The following is an 18,649-nucleotide window of genomic DNA, read 5'->3' on the forward strand; positions in this document are numbered from 1 at the left end:
AATGGTGGAAAAACAAAGATGCTTCTTGTGGGAAAGAATGAGGTTGCCACGGATGTTCTTGCTGAGAATTTTATAAATTAAAGATCATTAAAAAGAGGTTAAAAAGTTTTGCTTTATAATTTGTTTTCTTCGATACATTCGCTGGAAATATTTAAATACATATCCTCTCGCTCATGTCTGGCTGCTTTTACGGCATTTTTTATCAGTATATTCTTTGGTCACTGGTTTATCAAGAAACTTAGGGTGTTGAAGGTTGGAGAGGATACAACAAAAAAAGACTCCGAAGAACTCAAACGTATGCATTTTGACAAAAAGAATACACCAACAATGGGAGGAATTATTGTAATTATCTCTATCTTAATTTCCACGCTGCTTTGGTGTAATATTTATAATGAATATGTTCTCTTATTAATGTTTACGCTAATATGGTTTGGCGTGCTCGGGTTTATTGATGATTATATCAAACTTACGCAGAAAAATGTACCGGGGTTAACTGATGTGTCGAAGTTGTTGTTTCAATCGGCGTTGGGGCTTATTTTGGGGTTGATATTATACTTCCATTTTACCAAGTTTACATGGGGTACACAACTGGCAATTCCTTTTATTAAGGATTTTAAACCCGATGTAGGGCCTTTCTATATATTGATTGCTGCCTTTTTCGTTGTGGGAATGTCAAATGCCGTTAATCTTACGGATGGCCTTGATGGTTTAGCAATAGGGTGCAGCATTATAGCAGGAATTGCTTTTGCGGTTGTTGCCTATATTTCAGGTAGGGTCGATTTTAGTAACTATTTAAGGATTCCGTACATTCCAGGAAGCGGGGAATTGAGTGTTTTTTGCGCAGCACTTGCGGGAGGGGGTTTGGGATTTTTGTGGTACAATTGTTTTCCCGCGCAGGTTTTTATGGGGGATACAGGATCATTAACATTGGGAGGCATATTAGGACTCATTGCCATTATAGTAAAACAAGAGGTGCTGATGATTATTATAGGGGGCGTCTTTGTCGCAGAGGCAGTTTCTGTCCTTATGCAGGTTTCTTTCTATAAAATAACAAAGAAAAGGATTCTCCGTTGCGCACCCCTGCACCACCACTTCCAGTTTAAGGGATGGCCTGAGGCGAAGATCACCCTCAGATTTTGGATAGTCGCAGCCCTGTTGGCAGTATTCAGTTTCGTCTTATTATAAGGGGGTTTATTTGTGAAACCATGGCATTTTGTCATATATGTCGTCGTTGCTCTATTGGGATTTAGTATTGTTACGGTGTATAGTACAGATATGGCAACTGTAGGATCAGGTGGAAATGGTTATCAATTCATGAAGCATCTTTTGTGGATACTCGTAAGCTCTCTGTTGCTGATGACAATGTCATTGGTAGATTATCATTATCTGCAGAAATTGAGCATTCCCATTCTTGTTATCTCCCTCATCCTTCTTTCGCTCGTGTTATTGCCGGGAATAGGCACGGTTACTAACGGCGCCCGCAGATGGATTCGGTTCAATCACATTTTGGGTATTCAGCCCTCTGAATTTGCAAAGTTGGCGGTTATCATATTTATTTCGGGTTACATTGCAAAAAATCATAGTCGCATGTCTGAATTCAAGTGTGGTTTCATAGTGCCCATTGGTGTCACAGCGTTAACAAGTGCACTTGTGATGAAGGAACCAGATTTTGGGACTGCTGCATTCATTGCAATACTGTCTTTAATTATGCTGATTGTTGGGGGAACCAGAATTATTTTTATCTGTTTTACTTCCATAGCTTTTGTGCCATTTATACACAAAATGTTATTTGAGGTCTCGTACAGAAAAGATAGATTGACGGCCTTTCTCGATCCATGGAAAGACCCCTCTGGAACGGGGTATCATATAATTCAGTCGTGGATTGCCCTTGGTTCTGGTGGTTTGACAGGATTAGGGATTGGGGGCAGTAAACAAAAACTCTTTTTTTTACCGGAAAGCAATAGTGATTTTATATTTACCATTTTGGGTGAAGAGTTTGGTTTTCTCGGAGTAATAGCTGTTATAGCCCTCTTTTTACTATTACTATGGCAGGGACTCAGAATTGTACATAGAACCAGAGATATGTTTGGGTTTTTTTTGGGGCTTGGGATTACCGTAATGTTTGGATTACAGGCAATTATTAACATTGCGGTCGTCTCCGGCATTGTGCCAACGAAAGGTATTCCCTTGCCTTTTGTTAGTTCGGGCGGCTCTTCGTTGCTATTCTCAATGATAGGAATTGGCATATTGGTTAATGTTGCAAGACAGTCTGTAACAGGAGAAACATCGAGTTTGCCAGTTGATGGGGCAGAGACTTCGGAAGATACAATGGATGGACTATCACTTGCGAGAGTTTGGCATAAGATTATGTCGAGTGTAGCCAGTTTTTCCTGGCGATAGAAGTGATAGTTTGAGTAAGTCATGGCGTGTGTGAATCTTAAACACGAGATGATAGCGTAATGTGTCATTTGTGTTTAATTTTTGAACTAGCGTTATTTGTTGATAAAAAAAGGGGTATAAAAATGAAAGTAATTTTTGCAGGAGGTGGTACTGGTGGACATCTAATGGTTGGGCTGAGTACGGCAGAAGAAATTTGTTCCAGATTTCATGAGGCAGAAATTATTTTTTTGGGGACGGGCAAAAAATTTGAAAAGCGATGCGTAGAACAGAAAGGATTTCAGTATCAACAGTTACGTGCGAAAAAATGGGGAAAATCGTACAAATATATCTTTACTTTTATTGGTACAATGCTTGCTAGTATTGTTGAGTCCCTCTTTGTGATGAGAAAATTTAATCCTGATATTGTGGTTGGTTTGGGTGGATATGTATCCGTTGCTCCAATTGTTGCTGCAAAATTACTCGGTATTCCATCCGTGTTACTTGAACAAAATGTAATTCCCGGGAAGGCAAATCGGTTTTTGGCTAGATGGGTTGATGAGGTGTATTGTCATTGGCGTGGACCGATCAAATGGTTTAACAAAGCAAAAGTTGTCAGGGTAACAGGGACGCCAATTCGGAAGGATATCTTATTTAGCAAAAGGAGTCGTTCCGCCGAGAAATTTGGGCTAAGTTCTTCTAAAAAAACAATACTGATCATGGGCGGGAGTCAGGGTGCACAGGCGATCAATGAGGTCATAGTAAAAAGTTTGCCTAAATTAGAGACGTTGTCTGATGACTTACAGATAATCCATTGCACGGGTGATTATGGGTATGAGGCAGCAAAGGCGGCATATGCACAAACGAAGATTGATGCATTTGTTTGTAGTTTCCTGGATGATATGGGTGCCGCTTTCAGTATGACAGACATAATTGTTTGTAGAGCGGGTGCCACGACGATTGCAGAGATTACCGCAATCGGTATTCCCGCCATATTAATACCCTACCCGCACGCTACGGATAATCATCAATACTGGAATGCAATGGAATTGGTAAGCAATGGGGGAGGGTATTTAGTACAACAGCTTGACTTGACACCTGAAAAAATTGCAGAGCTTGTTACCGATCTTTTTTATAATAAAGAGAAGTATGACAGGATGAAGATGTTTAACAGGGGAATGGGGATTCCGAATGCGTCCGTAAATGTTGTTGATAATATATGCAGGGTGATTGGTCTTAAAAGTACTCAATTTGCGCTGATTGTTGGCTAACGTTCCGTTTCACGATGAGACCTGTATGAACTATGAATTTGCTAAAGAATAGGGGAATATAGTGTTGCATACTCGTAGTGATATTGGGCGAGGGATAAATCTCGGGTAATACAGATTTTCAAGCAAAAGAGGGAACAATGCTATGAATTTTTCAGAAGGTATAGACAGGATGCAATCATCCAAGGTATCATTGGAAAAACAGTTTAATTATCGACCTTTACGTGGGCATTGTGTATACTTTATTGGTATTGGTGGTGTTGGAATGAGTGCCGTTGCGCGCATTCTTATAAATGAGGGTTGTATTGTAGCAGGTTCTGATGTACGGACGTCTTCTCTGACTTCTACACTGGAAGAAATGGGGGCCAAGATTAATACAAAGCAAGATGGAAGTCTGATGCCAGCAGAAACAGATATGGTAGTGGTATCCGCTTCGATTTCTGAAGATAATCCTGACCTCAAAACTGCCCGTAAGCTGGGCATAAAGGTCGTAAAATATTCCCAAATACTTGGTTCATTAATGAAAGAAAAACGTGGTATTGCAATCAGTGGGACTCACGGTAAGACGACTACAAGTGCAATGATCTCAACGATATTAAAAACGGCAGGGCTGGATCCGACATTTGTCATAGGGGGAGAGGTGCCTGATATTGGTGGCAATGCACATTTGGGAAAGGGGAATTTATTTGTAGCTGAGGCCTGTGAATATGATCGGTCATTTTTAAATCTCACCCCGCAGGTGGGTGTAATTACCAACATAGAAGAAGATCATTTAGATTATTATGAAAATATTGAAAAAATAATCAATGCCTTTGGTGATTTTGCATCCTCAATTTCAAAAAACGGCTTGTTGGTTATAAATAATCGTGATGATAACACAGCTATTGCAGTAAAAAGGGCACATTGTAAAGTAGAAACATATTCTCTCGACATCTCCTCGGATTGGTGTGGTGAAGTCATTTCTGGAGGCAGTGGCATAAACAGATTCAAAGTTTTTCATAAAGGCAAATTTTTTGATAACTTTCTGTTAAAAATACCAGGGGCGCATAATGTGTTAAATGCACTGGCAGCAACTGCTGTATGTACATTTATAGGAGTGGATAGAGATTCTATCAGAACTGCATTAGCATCCTTTACTGGAGCGAATAGGCGGTTTCAAATCATTGGTGTGAAAAACGACATTACGGTAATCGATGATTATGCGCATCATCCGACAGAGATACGTGTTACATTGAAGGCGGCGCGGGAACTTTATCCCGCAAAGAGGATATGGTGCGTATTTCAACCCCATCAATACAGCAGAACACGTCATTTGTTGAAGGGATTTACAAAATCTTTTCAAAATGCCGACAAAGTAATTCTTGCGGATATCTACGCAGCGCGTGATAATGATTATGAAAAAACTGCAATGCATTCAGTGAAGTTATACGAAGAAATCCGTAATACAGGTGTGGATGTCCAGTATATTCCGCAATTGTGCGATATTGTGCATGTTCTTTCTTCACGTGTGAAACGCGACGATGTTGTTGTGACCATGGGTGCTGGTGATGTGTGGAAAGTCTCTTACGACTTAGTTTCGATACTCTAAAAAGGAGAGTGTGAGGTGAAGCGAAAAAATGTTGTTGTGTTGATGGGCGGAGTATCTCCTGAACGTGAAATTTCATTACGTTCCGGTAACGCAGTGGCAAAGGCATTGGCGGATGCAGGATTCAACGTTTCTTGCATCGATGTGAAAGACGAGAAGATTGAGGAATTGGACCATAAGGAAATAGATGTTGCTTTTGTTGCCTTGCACGGATATTTTGGTGAAGATGGGGGAGTACAACAACTTTTGGAATCAAAGGGGATTCTTTACACTGGTTCTGGGATCAAAGCAAGCAAGCTTGCTATGGATAAATTAGCAACAAAAAAATGTTTTATCGAGGCGGGCCTTAAAACGCCGGAGTATATCACTGTGACAGAATTCCAGGAATTGATTGAGATACAGCATGAAGTAATGAGAATCGGGTTGCCGTTAGTGTTAAAACCCACAAGGAATGGTTCCAGCATAGGCATATCACTAGTGAAGGATATGAACAATCTTCAACTAGCTTTAGAAAAGGCATTCGAGTTTGGGTATGAGGTGATTATAGAGAAATACATAAAAGGAAGGGAATTTACTATTGGTATACTAGATGACAAGGCATTGCCCATTATTGAGATTAAACCAGCAATGGAATTCTTTGATTATGATGCGAAATACAAGGATGATAGAACAGAATACCTGATTGTAAAAACAACCCTGAGAGAGAATGGAGAAGCAGTCGGCGCCCCCCCCCGTAACGTTGGGTTTCTCTCATCTTCCCAGTGCGATGAGGCACAAGAATTGGCTTTAAATGCGCATAGGGTACTTGGTTGTAAAGGATTTTCGAGGGTTGATATGATGCTGGACGATCGGAATGAGTTCTCATTGTTAGAAGTGAATACAATTCCGGGTTTTACCGAAAAAAGCCTGCTGCCCAAGGCGGCGAGAGCGGCAGGTATATCCTTCTCGTCTTTATGTGAAAAAATTGTGGATCTTGCTTTCCAGAGTGTACTGGTAAGTGTCGATGAAACAATACAAAAATAGCGGGAATAGTATATTCTATCTCAAGGCTTTTATGAACTCCTTTTCCACCAAATTAGGGGAATTGAAAAGAGTGCTCTATCCCCTTTTTTTACGATTTGGGATATTTGCCTGTATAATAGTTTTTGCGATATGGGGGATAAAAAGGATATGGTGTTCTCTGACAGATTTAAATATTTTTAAAGTCAGTCCTTCTACGTTTTCTTTTAACACGCCCTCCTGGGTGAATGATAATTTTTCTGAAGATATAAAACATATTGAAACTTTGAATGAACGGTATGACATGTATGAAAATAATTTGACACAAAAAATAGCAGACGTTTATGGAGGAATCGTTGTTGTTAAGAAAGTGGACTCTATCAAGCGGGTTTTTCCTAACAAACTGAATATCAAACTTGTGCTGCGCAAGCCTGTTGCTCTAATTAAAAATGGGAGTAATGCCTATCTCGTAGATGATGAGTGTGTCCTGTTGCCAAAAGAATATTACAAATTACAAAATGTGGAGTACGATAGTCCCTGTATCCAGAGCAATAAACTTGCCAGGTTGCCTCTTTATGGAAGCAAATGGAATGATAAAGGCATTGAAGCAGGAATAGAGTTGGTGAAATTTCTCAGGGCAAATAACATCCATAATCTTTTTAAGGTTGTAGCAGTCGATGTGTCAAATGTATGTAAAAGGCGGTTTACGGGCAAGAGTGATATTGTTTTGTGGACAGAAAGCAATACACAAATACGGTGGGGATGTTCTTCCTTATGTAATGAACCCAATGAACTTTCCGATGAAGAGAAGCTGCAAAATCTCCTCAGTATTGCAAGAATAGAAGGAACGAATTTGAAACAGATGGAATATGTTGATGTCCGTTGGAAGAAACCGTTAGGTAAACGATGGGCAAAGGTGGACGTTTCAACGGAAGAACGTTGAAAATATCTATGGTAAATCGGGATTCTCCGGGCTCCAGATTAACCCTTGTCCTGCCTGCCTGGTGGGCCAGCCTTCATTTGTTGTTCCATCCGAATTGCCATTCCGTATGCATTCTATATGACCGTCTAAAAAAAGAATGTTTGCTGCCTTTGAGTGCCTTTGTGCCACGCTCCCATACGAGCCTTCAAAGTTATCAGCTATTCCAGCGCTATTGATGCGACCACCAAAGAGTAACACGGTCTTTGTGGGATTTCCGATGGTTATGGATTATGACGGATACGATAACAAGCAGGTAACGGAGATTTAGAACAGCAGAAAAATGTGTTTTGCGTACAGAAATGTAAGGAAACTTATAAAAACCGATGGATAAAAAATAATAACGTATTTTTAAAAATGTTTGACTTTTTATGGTGTAATGTTAAAATTAGCAAGTAGTTTACTTTTAATCAGATACGATCAATTCTATTTAATGCGGAAGTGGCGGAATCGGCAGACGCGCTAGTTTGAGGGGCTAGTCCCGCTGATACCGGGGTGGGGGTTCAAATCCCCCCTTCCGCACCACTTTGCATTTGCCTGCCCGGTAGTTTATTAAGATCAAACAGATAACATAATATTGTAAACTGATTTTAGTTGCACTTCCTTGATAATGCGTGACATAAATAATAAAAAATAAGGCTGTATTAATGTAATGAAGAGTTTACCCAGATATGGGAGATTTATTGATGAGCAAATATGCATTCTTAGGTGTGGCAGTTTTTGTATTGTTTGCAACAAGTTGTAAGGAAATGCAGATAAAAAAGTCTGATTTTGCGCCATTTAAAAAGCCAGTCACTCTTTCTACTACTACGGAAGAAGTAGAAAAAAAACCCTGGGAATACGAAATTTCACCTGAAAAAAAGGCTGTAGAAAAAAAAGAAGGGATACCGGATGAATTTGTTTATAAGGAAGAACATAAAAGACCAGAACCTTCCCTCCGTAAACCGGAATATACAGGGGAGAAAATCGACATTGCATTTAACTTCGATAGTGCAGAAATAAAAGACGTTCTCCAGATTATATTGGGTGAGATTCTCAATGTAAATTATATCCTGGATAAACGAGTTGCAGGAACGATTAATCTGCATGCTACCGGACAGGTCTACAAAGAGGAACTTCTTTCGATGCTCAATACGCTGCTTTATGTCTATGATTTTGCTATAATGAAGGATGGTGATTTATACAGAATACTTCCTAAAGCAGAAACCCGTCCGGAGACGGGTATTGTTGTTTATGGGGATAAAATCCCCCCCTGGGATAAAAATATCATGATTCAAATAGTTCCCCTCCAATATGAAAACCCCAAAAACTTAAATGCGACTTTAAGGCCATTTATGACAAGTGTTGGGAATATTGTTACGCATGGTGACTCACCCTATATAATACTTGTTGAAACTGCCTCAAATATGGAAAAACTGCTTACCTTGATAAAGACCTTTGATGTTCCTTTTTTTGCCGGTAAAGCCATAAAATTTTTCGATTTTAAACATGTCGATGGGAAAAACGTGGCGAAAGATCTTACTACCCTTGCACAATCGTTAGGAGCAAAAGCAGGCGCAGAGGGAGAGATCAGCTTTGTGCCATTTTCTGATTCCAATAAAATGTTGGTTGTTACAAAGTTGCCGGAACTTTTGCCAAAAATCGACCTCTGGATAAAAAATATCGATGTTCCTCCGACAGAATTGGAGGAAGATCAAAAGGTATATGTTTATAAAGTACAGCATCAAAAAGCCGAAACGATTGTGCCGGTTCTCACACAAATTTATACTGAAAAGATGGCAGCACAGCCTAAGGTGGTCGGGAAGAAACAGCTAGAGGCAATGAAGATTGTGGCCGATGCAAAGACAAATACCATCGTTATTAAGGCGCTGCCTACTGACTATAAAGCGATAAAAGCGATTGTTGAGGCGATAGACGCCACACCTCAACAAGTATTTATTGAAGCGCTTATTTTAGAGGTTGATCTTGTCAGTAGTTTAGACTACGGGACCGAGTGGACTTTGGATTCAGGAAATTTGAAATTATTTCAGTTGTTTGAATCGGATTCCCTCAAACGGGAGGCCGGTAAACCAACCCTGATGTATACCAAAGGCAACTTTGAACTCCTGATGGATATCCTTGCAACAAGAAGCAATGCAAGGGTATTATCAGCGCCGCATATCCTGATACGCGATGAACAGCCGGCAAGCATACAAGTTGGCAGTGAAGTGCCTATCCTTTCAAGCAAAAGTCAGACAACGGGCACGGATGTTGTATTTGAACAGGTTCAGTATCGTGATACAGGTATCATCCTTACGGTGACCCCGCACATTGCAGAAAATGATTTTATTACATTGGATATAAAACAGGAAGTGAGCAATGTTCAAGAATCGGCAGGTGTTGTTGCTTCACCGATATTTTCTACCCGTCAGGCAGAAACCTCATTAGTAATAAAGAGTGGGCATACAATAACTTTAGGAGGTATAATCGAACAGAAAGATAGCAAAAGTGTAAAGAAAATACCACTTCTGGGGGATATTCCTTATGTGGGTAATTTGTTTAAATCCACAGAAATTGATAATAGTAGGACCGAGTTAATCATGCTAATAACCCCCTACATTGCAAATAATGCAGAAGAAGCAGATTCGTTGACCAATGCCTTCCAGAAAAAATTAAAAGAAATAGAACCGTTAATAACACAAAGTGTAACCGAAAGTGAGAAGTACTAAAATCAAGAGTGGAAATGGTTTTACTATCCTTGAGGTTATGGTTGCATTGGCGATCATGGGGATCTCTATCGGGATTTTTTTTGGTTCGATCGGTAATTCGTCCAGGTTAAGGGGAAAGATCGACGAACACACAAAATCATTACTTCTTGCGAGAACAAAAATGGAAGAGGCTTTTTTGGGTATACTTGGTAAAAAATATGTCAAGTTAAATGAGAAGAAAACTTTTGAAGGTATCACGAAAGATGGTATTCCATGGAAGGTATCAGAAGTGAATAAATATAAAGAAGCAATGGATAAAATTGATATGAATACCACGGCTATTGGGGAAAATTTTATGGAAGAAGTTCCGCCTGAAGGGACTACGTTGCTCAGTACATTCGTGGAAGGAATAAGCATTGAGACGATTTTTTTCACTGAGGAATCCGGGGGAAGTCCCAAAACGGAGGATAGCGAGGAGCAGGAGACAGGATCAGAAGAAGACTAGGTATCAATTCTTTTTATCATGGAAATACGACTGAAACGTGAAGAGGGTTTCACATTATTTGAACTCCTTATAGCTATTTTTATTGGTACAATATTGATAATGGCTGGTGCCTATGCGATTCGGGTCGGTTTGTTTTCTTTGGAAAGGGAGGAGGTTTGGTTTAACGATTCAACCAGGGAAAAGGCCGCTTACGATTTTTTCTGGCAACAGGTCTCGTCATTGTGTATCCAGAAGGTTCCAAATCCAAACAAGGATGTCGTGCAAACCGAGGTGGGCGAAAAGCCCGGAAAAAAGAAAAGTATTTACTTCATAGGAGAGAAAGACTTTCTTTCTTTTGTGTCACCTCTTTCTTTTACAAGACATTACGGTCAGGGATTGGTAATCGCTCATTATAAAGTTAAATTGAATGATAATGGTTTATGGGACCTCGTTTACTCAGAGGTAAGGGTTAGTCCAACGGCATTAATTAAATTATCAGATGAATCGGAAAGCAGACTGAGTGCTGACAAAGACTACACGGTATTTCTCGATGATTGTGATATGATCTCATTTGCCTATCTTGATGCAGCAGATGAGGATGCTGAGAATGAAGGAGACGCTGTCGGAGAAGAACAGGCAAATAAAGCAGCAGGAGCACATACAAGGGTTCAGGATGCGGATGTTATAGAAGGCACTGATTTAAAATGGAAAGAAAAAACGAAGGGGAAAGTTCCCCAGGCAATAAAATTGTTCGTGTTAAAGCACGGAAAGGAACAAGAGCTTATATCTCCAATCATGGTTATGCACTCATTTTCAGCCTCTGGGCAATAGTCGTTTTTGGATTTATTGCAGTAAGTTTTACACGGAATACGAGTATTGCCATTACTACAGAAATTGCTTTTACCGAACGTGTTAAAAATGTTTATGCGGCACGAGGCGCCTGTATTTATGCGACACAGAAGCTGTTATCATCAAAGAAACAAGAAAAAACCGGGACGGATGGTAAGGTTGAAAAATTAAAAAAGAACAGGGGCGCGGATACTCATAAAAAAAACAGAAGCAGCGGTTCCTGGATGCCAAGTAATAGTTCGTATTCAACACGGATAGGTGACAGGAATTGTGAAGTACAAATCAGCGATGAAAGCGGAAAAATAAATGTAAATACGATAACAGACGATACGAGAGCGGGTTTTGTTAAATTCCTTACCGCTTATAAGATGAAAGAGCTTGTTGCTGAAACCATAACGGACTCGATACTGGATTGGCTGGATGAAGATGATTTACATCATATCAATGGCGCTGAAAAAAGCTATTATGCGACATTGCAAGAGCCGTATGAACCAAAAAATGGTCCGTTCGAATCCATTGAGGAATTGACCTTGGTGAAAGGAATTACTCCGCAAATATTTGAATTGTTACGGGATCATCTGACGGTTTACGGGTCGGGTAAGATCAACATTAATTTTGCATCCAGGGAAGTGCTTCTTTCTGTGCCCGCAATGACCCAGGAAATGGCTGAAACAATAGTTCAATTGAGAAAAAAAAAGGGGAAAATTAAAAAGCTCAGTACTTTAAAGGAAATATTCAGGCATTTTGGTATCATTGGCAAGGATTATATGAAGATCCTGGATTATTTAACGATAGATGATTCAAACTATATAACGATCAATTCGGTTGCTTCTTCAGGGAAAATAAAAAATTCATATAAATTTCTTGTTCTCAAAGGCGTGGGGCATTGTAAAGTTATTGCTGCGTATCCTGAATAGCATTGAATAATTCTGGAGTTATGAAAAAAATACCTTTCATCAATATATTTTCCCAGAGTGCGATCGGATTGTCTGTCTGTGGAAATGATCTGATTGTGACGACCATTTATAAAAAACTGGTAAAATATTCGCATGAAACATTCAAGGTCAAAGATTTTATGGTCAAGGATATCCAGCAATTGAAACATGCATTGCTACAGAGAAAAAATTTTATGGGAGAAATTATTCTTTCCTTGCCAAGGGAGCTTGCCATTATCAGAGAAATAGATTATCCCCATGCAAATCTGAAGGAGTTAAGGGAAGCGCTTACGTATCAATTGGACAGTTTTATTCCTTTTAGCAATGAAGATGTTTATTTTGATATTCATTCATTATCTCAGAACAGACACGATACGAAGATACTCATTGTTGCGGTGAAAAAAATAGAATTGGATAATATATTATCCAGGTTGCAGGCCGTCGAAATGACTCCTTCCCGGGTTATTATTTCGCCATTTGCCTTCCTTCCTATCCTGGGAGAAAGAAAGGGTACCATTGTTTACGTCAGTAAAAATGCAAAAAATTATAGCTATAATCTGTTTAAAAACAATAACCTGGTTTTATCTTCAATCATAAAAACAGAGATTGAACTAGCCAGCCAGGTTAAGGCGAATCTTCCCGATGAAATATTGTTGACAAATGTTAGTGACGGGTTCTTATCGGATGAATACAATATTCCTTCCCAGATATTGGATGAATATACAGAATCATATGGCGCTGCACTGTATGGTTTATCAGATTACCCATGCAATCTGAGTCTTGTTAGTTCGGCCAGGAAACGATTAAATTCTCAGACGGTATTTATGTGTTTTTTGATAGGCTTCTTGATAGGTTTTGCATTCCTTATTCCTTATATGCAAAAGATCAATAATCTGGCAATCCTAAAAACGGTAAATGCCCAGATGAAATCAATCAAAAAAGACGTTTCAGTTGTTGAGAAACTGCAAGAGCGTATTGCAATCCTGGAGAAAGCTGTCAATAAGGTCAATGAAATAAAAGGAAACTATATCCCAAGGATCGATGTTATCCTGGAATTAGCAAAGATACTGCCCAATGACGCATGGGTAAAGGCTATTACAATCGTGGATAATTCTTTTGAGGTAGAAGGTGACGCGGTGTCATCCACAAATTTGATACCGATACTGGAAAATTCATCCCTTTTTTCGGGTGTAGGTTTAGCTTCCCCGGTTACAAAGACACAGAGTGGCAGAGAAAAATTCCGAATAAAAGGGAATATCGAAAAATAAAAAAATAATAGAATATGAGAAGACTCTTAGAACGATTTCAAAAATTTAAGGTTAGAGAAAGGGTGTTCTTGATTGTTGCCCTTGCTATTCTCTTTTATATCAGTATTGACAGAGTAGTAATCACTCCCTTTTTTCAATCAATTAATGAAACGAAAGAGAGGTTAGAGACCCAGGAGCGACTCCTGAAAAAATACTATTCGTTTGCTGCTCGTAAAAAATACTATGAAACGAGATTAAACGATTTGGAACAATATTATACCAAATTCCAGGAAAAATTTTTGTCAGAAGAAACGGAAGATCTTGCCTCAGCTAAATTGCAGGAAATAATAAATAATCTGGCTACCAGGAATGGACTCGTTGTGTCCAGAAGTACGGCGTTAAAAAAAGAGATTATTAACAAAAACCCGTATCTCATTGTGCTATCGATCAATTTCGAAATAACCGATTTAGATAATTCTCAGAAATTACAAAAATTTTTATACGATATAGAGTACAATAATGACAAGCTGCTTTTTATCGATAATTTAAGAATAAAAACCCTCGGTTTAAACGTTATAAAAGGTGCAACTGTTTCTTCTACCTTGATGGCCATTGCCTCTATAGAGAAGAAGTCGTGACGTCTATGAAATCTTTTCATGTTAATACAAAATCATTATGGCTTGTTTTAGAAGCCTTTATCAAAAAGGGAAAACAGTGGAAACATTATCTACCTCTCATTAATCTTGTTCTGCTTATAGGGGTTATCGGCCTTACCGTTGTTTGTGTGCTGTTTGTTTATTATCCGCCTGAAAATACCTTTACATTACAAAAATATCGGGAGGAAATTTCTGAGAAGAACAATCCTTTGCCTTCTCTGGATGTGAATACTAAACCGATTGATCAGTATGAACTTATCTTGTCAAATAACCCATTTTCGCCAAATCGTACTGCCTGGAATCCGCAGGAGGTAAAGAGAGATTCCAAACACGAAGAAGAGGTTGTTCAGCTGCAACCTGTGGAAAACCAGCAAAAACCAAGAGGGATACCGAAAAAGATCACGTTGCGGGGAATCCTGATTCTCGGAAATACCAGGAAGGCTTTGATAGAGAATCCGGATCAGAAGACAAACCAAAAACCTTTTATCTTTATTGAAGAAGGGGAAGAGATTGCAGAATACAAAGTAAAAAATATAGAACCGGACCAGATTAGGCTTGATTGGTATGGCGAAGAACAGATAGTGGTAATGAGATCGAATATTAAAAAATAGTTGTTTATGAGCACATTTAAATACAAATTATTAACGACCTCAAGTGGTATTATAGAGGGGGAAAAAGATGCGCTGAGTAAGGCAGACCTCATTAATGATCTGCGCAAATCAGGCCATATCATTTTACATATTCAACAAGCGGATAAGAATAAAAAGTTTGGATTTTTCCTCAATCGAACAAATAAGAAAGCCGTTTTGCCTTTTACCCAGGAACTTGCAACATTGATCGAGGGGGGTATTCCTATCGACAAAAGCCTGTCTATTTTGTTGTCAGGGCAGGATAATAATACCATTAAAGATGTTGTTGAGGATTTACTGAATGGGATTAAATCTGGAAAGTCCTTTGCTGAAGCGCTCGGAAATCATGTCAAACTATTTTCCAACGTCTATATAAATATGATACGTGCAGGCGAAGAAGGGGGGGTATTACCTCAGGTACTTAAGAGGTTGGGGTCATTTCAGGAAAGGCTGCAGAAAGTTAGAAATGAAATTATTTCAGCAATGATTTATCCCCTCTTACTGAGCTGCACCGGTCTTGTGTGTGTGGGGGCGCTTATCGTTTATGTTATTCCCAAATTTTCTCAGATCTTTGAGGGAATGGGGATTTCTCTTCCTTTTTCGACGATGATACTCATGGGCATGAGCCACTATTCTATTCGATATGGTTGGATTTTCATTATTGTTGCCATGGTCGCTTTCTTTTTTTATAAAAGAGCGATGAAAGACAAAAATACATCCATAAAAATAGATCAAAAAAAGCTGAGTTTGCCCCTTCTTGGTAACCTCTTGTGGAAAATGCAGATAGCCAGATTTGCCAGAACACTTGGCACATTGCTGGAAAATGGCGTACCGCTGCTGAAATCAATGGATATTGTTAAAGATGTACTATCCAATCAGTATCTTGCTGACATCCTGGGGCACGTAAAACTTAATGTAAAAGAGGGCGCAGGCCTTACCGTATCGCTTGCCAAAAGGGGCTTTCTGCCTGAAATTGCCGTCCATTTGCTGAAAGTGGGTGAAGAAACCGGGAACTTGGATCAAATGCTTCTTAAAGTTGCAGATAATTTTGATGCCGATGTAGAGCAGCGGATGAAAAGGCTTGTAACGATGGTTGAACCTGTACTTATATTACTTATGGGGGCTGTTATTGGTGTAATTGTAATTTCTATGTTAACGGCAATCCTCAGTGTAAATGATTTAAGGTTTTAATTTGATTTAATTCATTAAGCAATAAATTCATAGATGAAAGAATGTTTCCTGTCCATAATAATTCCTGCTTATAACGAGGAAAAGAGGTTATTGCCTACCCTTAATAAAATTTGTGCATATCTTTCCAATCAAGGCTTTCCTTATGAAATAATTGTCGTGGATGATGGCTCTACGGATGATACCTTGCAAATGGTAAGAAATTTTGCAAGTTCAGAGGAAAATGTTGTTATTTTAGTAAATGGGCAGAATAGTGGTAAGGGGTATTCTGTAAAAAAAGGCATGTTGTCTGCAAGAGGTGAATATGTCTTTTTTACCGATGCAGACCTTTCTACTCCTATAGAGGAAATAGAAAAATGTCTGCCATACCTTAAAAATGGCTACGATGTGGTTATCGGGTCGCGAAGCTTGCCAGAATCTGATATTACTATTCATCAACCCTGGTATAGGGAAAAGATGGGTAAAATCTTTAACTCTATGGTAAATATGGTGTTGGTAAAAGGGATTATTGACACACAATGTGGATTCAAAGGATTTAAAAAGGAAGTTGTTAAAACAGTCTTTAGCAGATGCGGCATCGATGGTTTTTCCTTTGATGTGGAGGCCCTTTATTTATCACGAAAATTTAATTTTAAGATAAAGGAAATTCCGATTCGGTGGGAAAATTCTGCATTGAGTAAGGTGAATCCCGTCAGACATTCCCTTCAGATGTTTCGTGACCTCTTCAGGATAAAAATAAAAGATTTGAAGGGGTGTTATCGGTGACGTTACTTTTTATGAAATAAAACCTGCTCCGGAACGAGAGATTCTTTTCCTCCCGGCGGTGTCCACAGGAAGTTCATAATAGCGCCTCCTCCCCCATCGAAATATTTTATGCGCACATGATGAAATCCCTCATCAAGAGGTATAACACCGGAAATATACCTTATCGCATGAATATCGTCGTTATCGACGACCATATTCCCATCGATATAAACCACAGAACCGTCATCAGAATTTGTCGCAAATTGATAAATACCTTTTTGCGCAATGGACAGGTACCCCTCCCATTCGATACCAAAAGGTGATCTGTAAGGTTTTTTCGTCTCGTCATTATAGGTAAAAGAAATGGGCTCTTTCTCCACCCTTGATAAAAAGGGTGTTCCGATACATTCTATATTATAGAAGTATTTTGCGTTTAATCCCTGCTCCAGTTCCGCCTTCAGAATTTTGGTGACTGGGTGAGTAATTGTCTTTGCAGTTGCTTCTTTATCAAACTCAATTTCATAAAGCCCCTGCTGTAGATATGCTGAGAGCCAAACACCCGGTCGCAGTACAAAACGTTCCTTTTTGTAATCTCCCTTTAATTTTTTCTTTAATTCTGTTTCTCCGTTTTTGTCTACAATAATAACGGGGGCATTGGGATTACTAATAACATTTCCCCAGAATTTTGCATTTTTATATTCCCTGAGGTACCATGGCAGCGGCCAGTATTCTCTTGAAACGATATTGATGGTCATGTTTTTTCCGCATTTGTTCGAGAGGGATTCTAATCTGTCCAATAAATTATAAATGTCTCGCTTGGTTTGAACATAGACAAGTTCGTACCGTTCGTCATCGTAATTTTTAAAATTCAGCATTATGGACTGATAACAAGAGAAACCAAAGATGCAAACGTATATGGGATAAAAGATTGCATAGTGCCATCTCTTTTCTATTATTCTGAATAGATTGTTCATAAAAATCCCTCCCATGATGGAAAGTGGGAGTAAGATATTTAAAATCAACCAGGGCGTTTTGTAAGGTATAAAAGAATAGACTACGTAGATGATAATAGCCCATGCCGCTACAAAAACAGGAAATTTGTTTCCACGCCGAAATGAGTAATAAAATCCAGCAATTCCCAGGACCAGCATGGGAAGTTCAAATTTGTAAAGCAATTTAAAATAGTAAAAGAATGGTTTGGCATGTCCGCCGCTATGCGTACCCGTTTTTGTCCATATCTTGAGGGTAGTTAAAATGCCCTTGATACCACCATAATACGTCAAAAATGACGAATAAAACAAGAAGTTGATAAGGAAAAATATTCCGACGCTAATTCCTATAGCATATTTCTTTTTCCTGCAATCAACTGCAAATGTGGTAAAGACGTCTTTAAGGTATTGGAATTTGGCGCCTTTTGATAGGAAAACCATTTCGTAACAATACGCTATAGTGAGAGACAATGCGTACACGGCAAAAGTCAGTATATAGGTTTCTTTTATGGTAATGACGAAGGCAAGGCTTGCCGCTGCGAAATAGAGGTACCTTGATTTCCTTGTCTCGGAGTAAAGAAAAAAGGAAACCACGACCGCAAGAGAAAAGAAGACTAAATAAATTTCGTGGATGGTGTCCCTTGAAAAAAATGAAATAGCAGGAGAGAGGGCAATAAGTAACCCTGCCGTCAGTAAACCCATTTTACCGAAACTTCTCCGGAACGGATACAACAGGGCGACAACCATAATGCCAAAAAGAGCGGGCATGAATCGAAACGCAAAATCGGTAAGGCCGAAAATATAAAATGGAATTAAACCAATGTAATAGAGGAAAGGGCCATGATAATTGGCGGGGTCATAATGGTAGTAATTCCTATTGAACAAATTCAACAGGAAAAAACTGTTCACACCCTCATCCGAATGAAAAGGCCTGAGATCGAGGTCCCAGAAACGGATTAGAGATGCAATGAAAACTGGCACAAAAAAAGCAATAAGTAGTGTAATTCTTTGACTTCGTTCTTCTTTCATGGTTT

At 39.1% G+C, this 18,649-nt stretch carries 17 protein-coding genes and 1 tRNA gene; 16 read left to right on the plus strand and 2 right to left on the minus strand.

Annotated elements, in window-relative coordinates; translation table 11 throughout:
• Positions 1-108: 108 nt before the first annotated feature.
• The 6 genes from mraY (at position 109) to BROSI_RS16670 (ending at position 7,171) form a co-directional block, all read left to right on the plus strand.
• Complete coding sequence (gene mraY, locus BROSI_RS16645; RefSeq protein ID WP_052564907.1) at positions 109-1,185, plus strand: phospho-N-acetylmuramoyl-pentapeptide-transferase; 1,077 nt, start codon at positions 109-111, stop codon at positions 1,183-1,185.
• A gap of 12 nt (positions 1,186-1,197) precedes the next feature.
• The gene (ftsW, locus tag BROSI_RS16650) at positions 1,198-2,400 is read left to right on the plus strand and encodes a putative lipid II flippase FtsW (protein ID WP_052564908.1); all 1,203 of its coding nucleotides are present in this window, start codon (positions 1,198-1,200) and stop codon (positions 2,398-2,400) included.
• Positions 2,401-2,522: 122 nt separating this feature from the next.
• Positions 2,523-3,647, plus strand: coding sequence for an undecaprenyldiphospho-muramoylpentapeptide beta-N-acetylglucosaminyltransferase (gene murG, locus BROSI_RS16655; protein ID WP_052564909.1), 1,125 nt, complete (start codon positions 2,523-2,525; stop codon positions 3,645-3,647).
• A 142-nt stretch (positions 3,648-3,789) separates the two neighbouring features.
• A complete protein-coding gene (murC, locus tag BROSI_RS16660; protein ID WP_052564910.1) occupies positions 3,790-5,232 on the plus strand; it encodes a UDP-N-acetylmuramate--L-alanine ligase in 1,443 nt (480 codons plus the stop codon).
• Between the two features lie 15 nt (positions 5,233-5,247).
• The gene (locus BROSI_RS16665; RefSeq protein WP_052564911.1) at positions 5,248-6,252 is read left to right on the plus strand and encodes a D-alanine--D-alanine ligase; all 1,005 of its coding nucleotides are present in this window, start codon (positions 5,248-5,250) and stop codon (positions 6,250-6,252) included.
• A complete protein-coding gene (locus BROSI_RS16670) occupies positions 6,233-7,171 on the plus strand; it encodes a cell division protein FtsQ/DivIB (RefSeq protein ID WP_052564912.1) in 939 nt (312 codons plus the stop codon). Before BROSI_RS16665 ends, BROSI_RS16670 begins: the two co-directional genes overlap by 20 nt.
• 6 nt (positions 7,172-7,177) lie before the next feature.
• Here BROSI_RS16670 and BROSI_RS16675 read toward each other — a convergent pair whose 3' ends face one another.
• A complete protein-coding gene (locus BROSI_RS16675; RefSeq protein ID WP_052564913.1) occupies positions 7,178-7,408 on the minus strand; it encodes a prepilin-type processing-associated H-X9-DG domain-containing protein in 231 nt (76 codons plus the stop codon).
• A gap of 234 nt (positions 7,409-7,642) precedes the next feature.
• Between BROSI_RS16675 and BROSI_RS16680 the strand changes: the two genes are divergently transcribed.
• The 10 genes from BROSI_RS16680 to BROSI_RS16720 all read left to right on the plus strand — a co-directional run bounded on the left by BROSI_RS16680 (position 7,643) and on the right by BROSI_RS16720 (position 16,647).
• Positions 7,643-7,732 (plus strand) — tRNA-Leu (locus tag BROSI_RS16680).
• 161 nt (positions 7,733-7,893) lie between these two features.
• Positions 7,894-9,915, plus strand: a complete 2,022-nt coding sequence (gene gspD, locus BROSI_RS16685; RefSeq protein ID WP_157842590.1) for a type II secretion system secretin GspD — start codon at positions 7,894-7,896, stop codon at positions 9,913-9,915.
• Positions 9,902-10,399 (plus strand): pilus assembly FimT family protein, encoded by a 498-nt coding sequence (locus BROSI_RS16690; protein ID WP_052564915.1) that lies wholly within the window; start codon positions 9,902-9,904, stop codon positions 10,397-10,399. Before gspD ends, BROSI_RS16690 begins: the two co-directional genes overlap by 14 nt.
• A gap of 18 nt (positions 10,400-10,417) precedes the next feature.
• Entirely contained in the window at positions 10,418-11,209 is a 792-nt protein-coding gene (locus BROSI_RS20885) for a PulJ/GspJ family protein (protein WP_082059278.1), read from the plus strand.
• A 242-nt stretch (positions 11,210-11,451) separates the two neighbouring features.
• A complete protein-coding gene (locus tag BROSI_RS16695; RefSeq protein WP_230400744.1) occupies positions 11,452-12,144 on the plus strand; it encodes a type II secretion system minor pseudopilin in 693 nt (230 codons plus the stop codon).
• A 20-nt stretch (positions 12,145-12,164) separates the two neighbouring features.
• Complete coding sequence (locus tag BROSI_RS16700; RefSeq protein ID WP_052564917.1) at positions 12,165-13,430, plus strand: PilN domain-containing protein; 1,266 nt, start codon at positions 12,165-12,167, stop codon at positions 13,428-13,430.
• Positions 13,431-13,444: 14 nt separating this feature from the next.
• Positions 13,445-14,047 (plus strand): type II secretion system protein GspM, encoded by a 603-nt coding sequence (gspM, locus tag BROSI_RS16705; protein WP_052564918.1) that lies wholly within the window; start codon positions 13,445-13,447, stop codon positions 14,045-14,047.
• Between the two features lie 5 nt (positions 14,048-14,052).
• Entirely contained in the window at positions 14,053-14,676 is a 624-nt protein-coding gene (locus tag BROSI_RS16710) for a hypothetical protein (RefSeq protein WP_052564919.1), read from the plus strand.
• A gap of 6 nt (positions 14,677-14,682) precedes the next feature.
• Positions 14,683-15,885 carry a type II secretion system F family protein gene (locus tag BROSI_RS16715; RefSeq protein WP_052564920.1) on the plus strand — a complete coding sequence of 401 codons (1,203 nt, stop codon included), beginning with the start codon at positions 14,683-14,685 and terminating at the stop codon, positions 15,883-15,885.
• Positions 15,886-15,918: 33 nt separating this feature from the next.
• Positions 15,919-16,647 (plus strand): dolichyl-phosphate beta-glucosyltransferase, encoded by a 729-nt coding sequence (locus BROSI_RS16720; RefSeq protein WP_052564921.1) that lies wholly within the window; start codon positions 15,919-15,921, stop codon positions 16,645-16,647.
• Between the two features lie 2 nt (positions 16,648-16,649).
• Here the strand turns inward: BROSI_RS16720 and BROSI_RS16725 are convergent, their stop codons facing one another.
• Positions 16,650-18,644, minus strand: a complete 1,995-nt coding sequence (locus BROSI_RS16725; protein ID WP_082059279.1) for a flippase activity-associated protein Agl23 — start codon at positions 18,642-18,644, stop codon at positions 16,650-16,652.
• Positions 18,645-18,649 lie beyond the last annotated feature (5 nt).

It is taken from the genome of Candidatus Brocadia sinica JPN1 (assembly GCF_000949635.1).
Lineage (GTDB): Bacteria > Planctomycetota > Brocadiia > Brocadiales > Brocadiaceae > Brocadia > Brocadia sinica.

Coding starts and splice junctions, on each gene's coding strand:
- murG (WP_052564909.1), top strand. CDS start 2,523: ATGAAAGTAATTTTTGCAGGAGGTGGTACTGGTGGACATCTAATGGTT.
- murC (WP_052564910.1), top strand. CDS start 3,790: ATGAATTTTTCAGAAGGTATAGACAGGATGCAATCATCCAAGGTATCA.
- BROSI_RS16670 (WP_052564912.1), top strand. CDS start 6,233: ATGAAACAATACAAAAATAGCGGGAATAGTATATTCTATCTCAAGGCT.
- gspD (WP_157842590.1), top strand. CDS start 7,894: ATGAGCAAATATGCATTCTTAGGTGTGGCAGTTTTTGTATTGTTTGCA.
- BROSI_RS20885 (WP_082059278.1), top strand. CDS start 10,418: ATGGAAATACGACTGAAACGTGAAGAGGGTTTCACATTATTTGAACTC.
- BROSI_RS16695 (WP_230400744.1), top strand. CDS start 11,452: ATGCCAAGTAATAGTTCGTATTCAACACGGATAGGTGACAGGAATTGT.
- BROSI_RS16700 (WP_052564917.1), top strand. CDS start 12,165: ATGAAAAAAATACCTTTCATCAATATATTTTCCCAGAGTGCGATCGGA.
- gspM (WP_052564918.1), top strand. CDS start 13,445: ATGAGAAGACTCTTAGAACGATTTCAAAAATTTAAGGTTAGAGAAAGG.
- BROSI_RS16710 (WP_052564919.1), top strand. CDS start 14,053: ATGAAATCTTTTCATGTTAATACAAAATCATTATGGCTTGTTTTAGAA.
- BROSI_RS16715 (WP_052564920.1), top strand. CDS start 14,683: ATGAGCACATTTAAATACAAATTATTAACGACCTCAAGTGGTATTATA.
- BROSI_RS16720 (WP_052564921.1), top strand. CDS start 15,919: ATGAAAGAATGTTTCCTGTCCATAATAATTCCTGCTTATAACGAGGAA.
- BROSI_RS16725 (WP_082059279.1), bottom strand. CDS start 18,644: ATGAAAGAAGAACGAAGTCAAAGAATTACACTACTTATTGCTTTTTTT.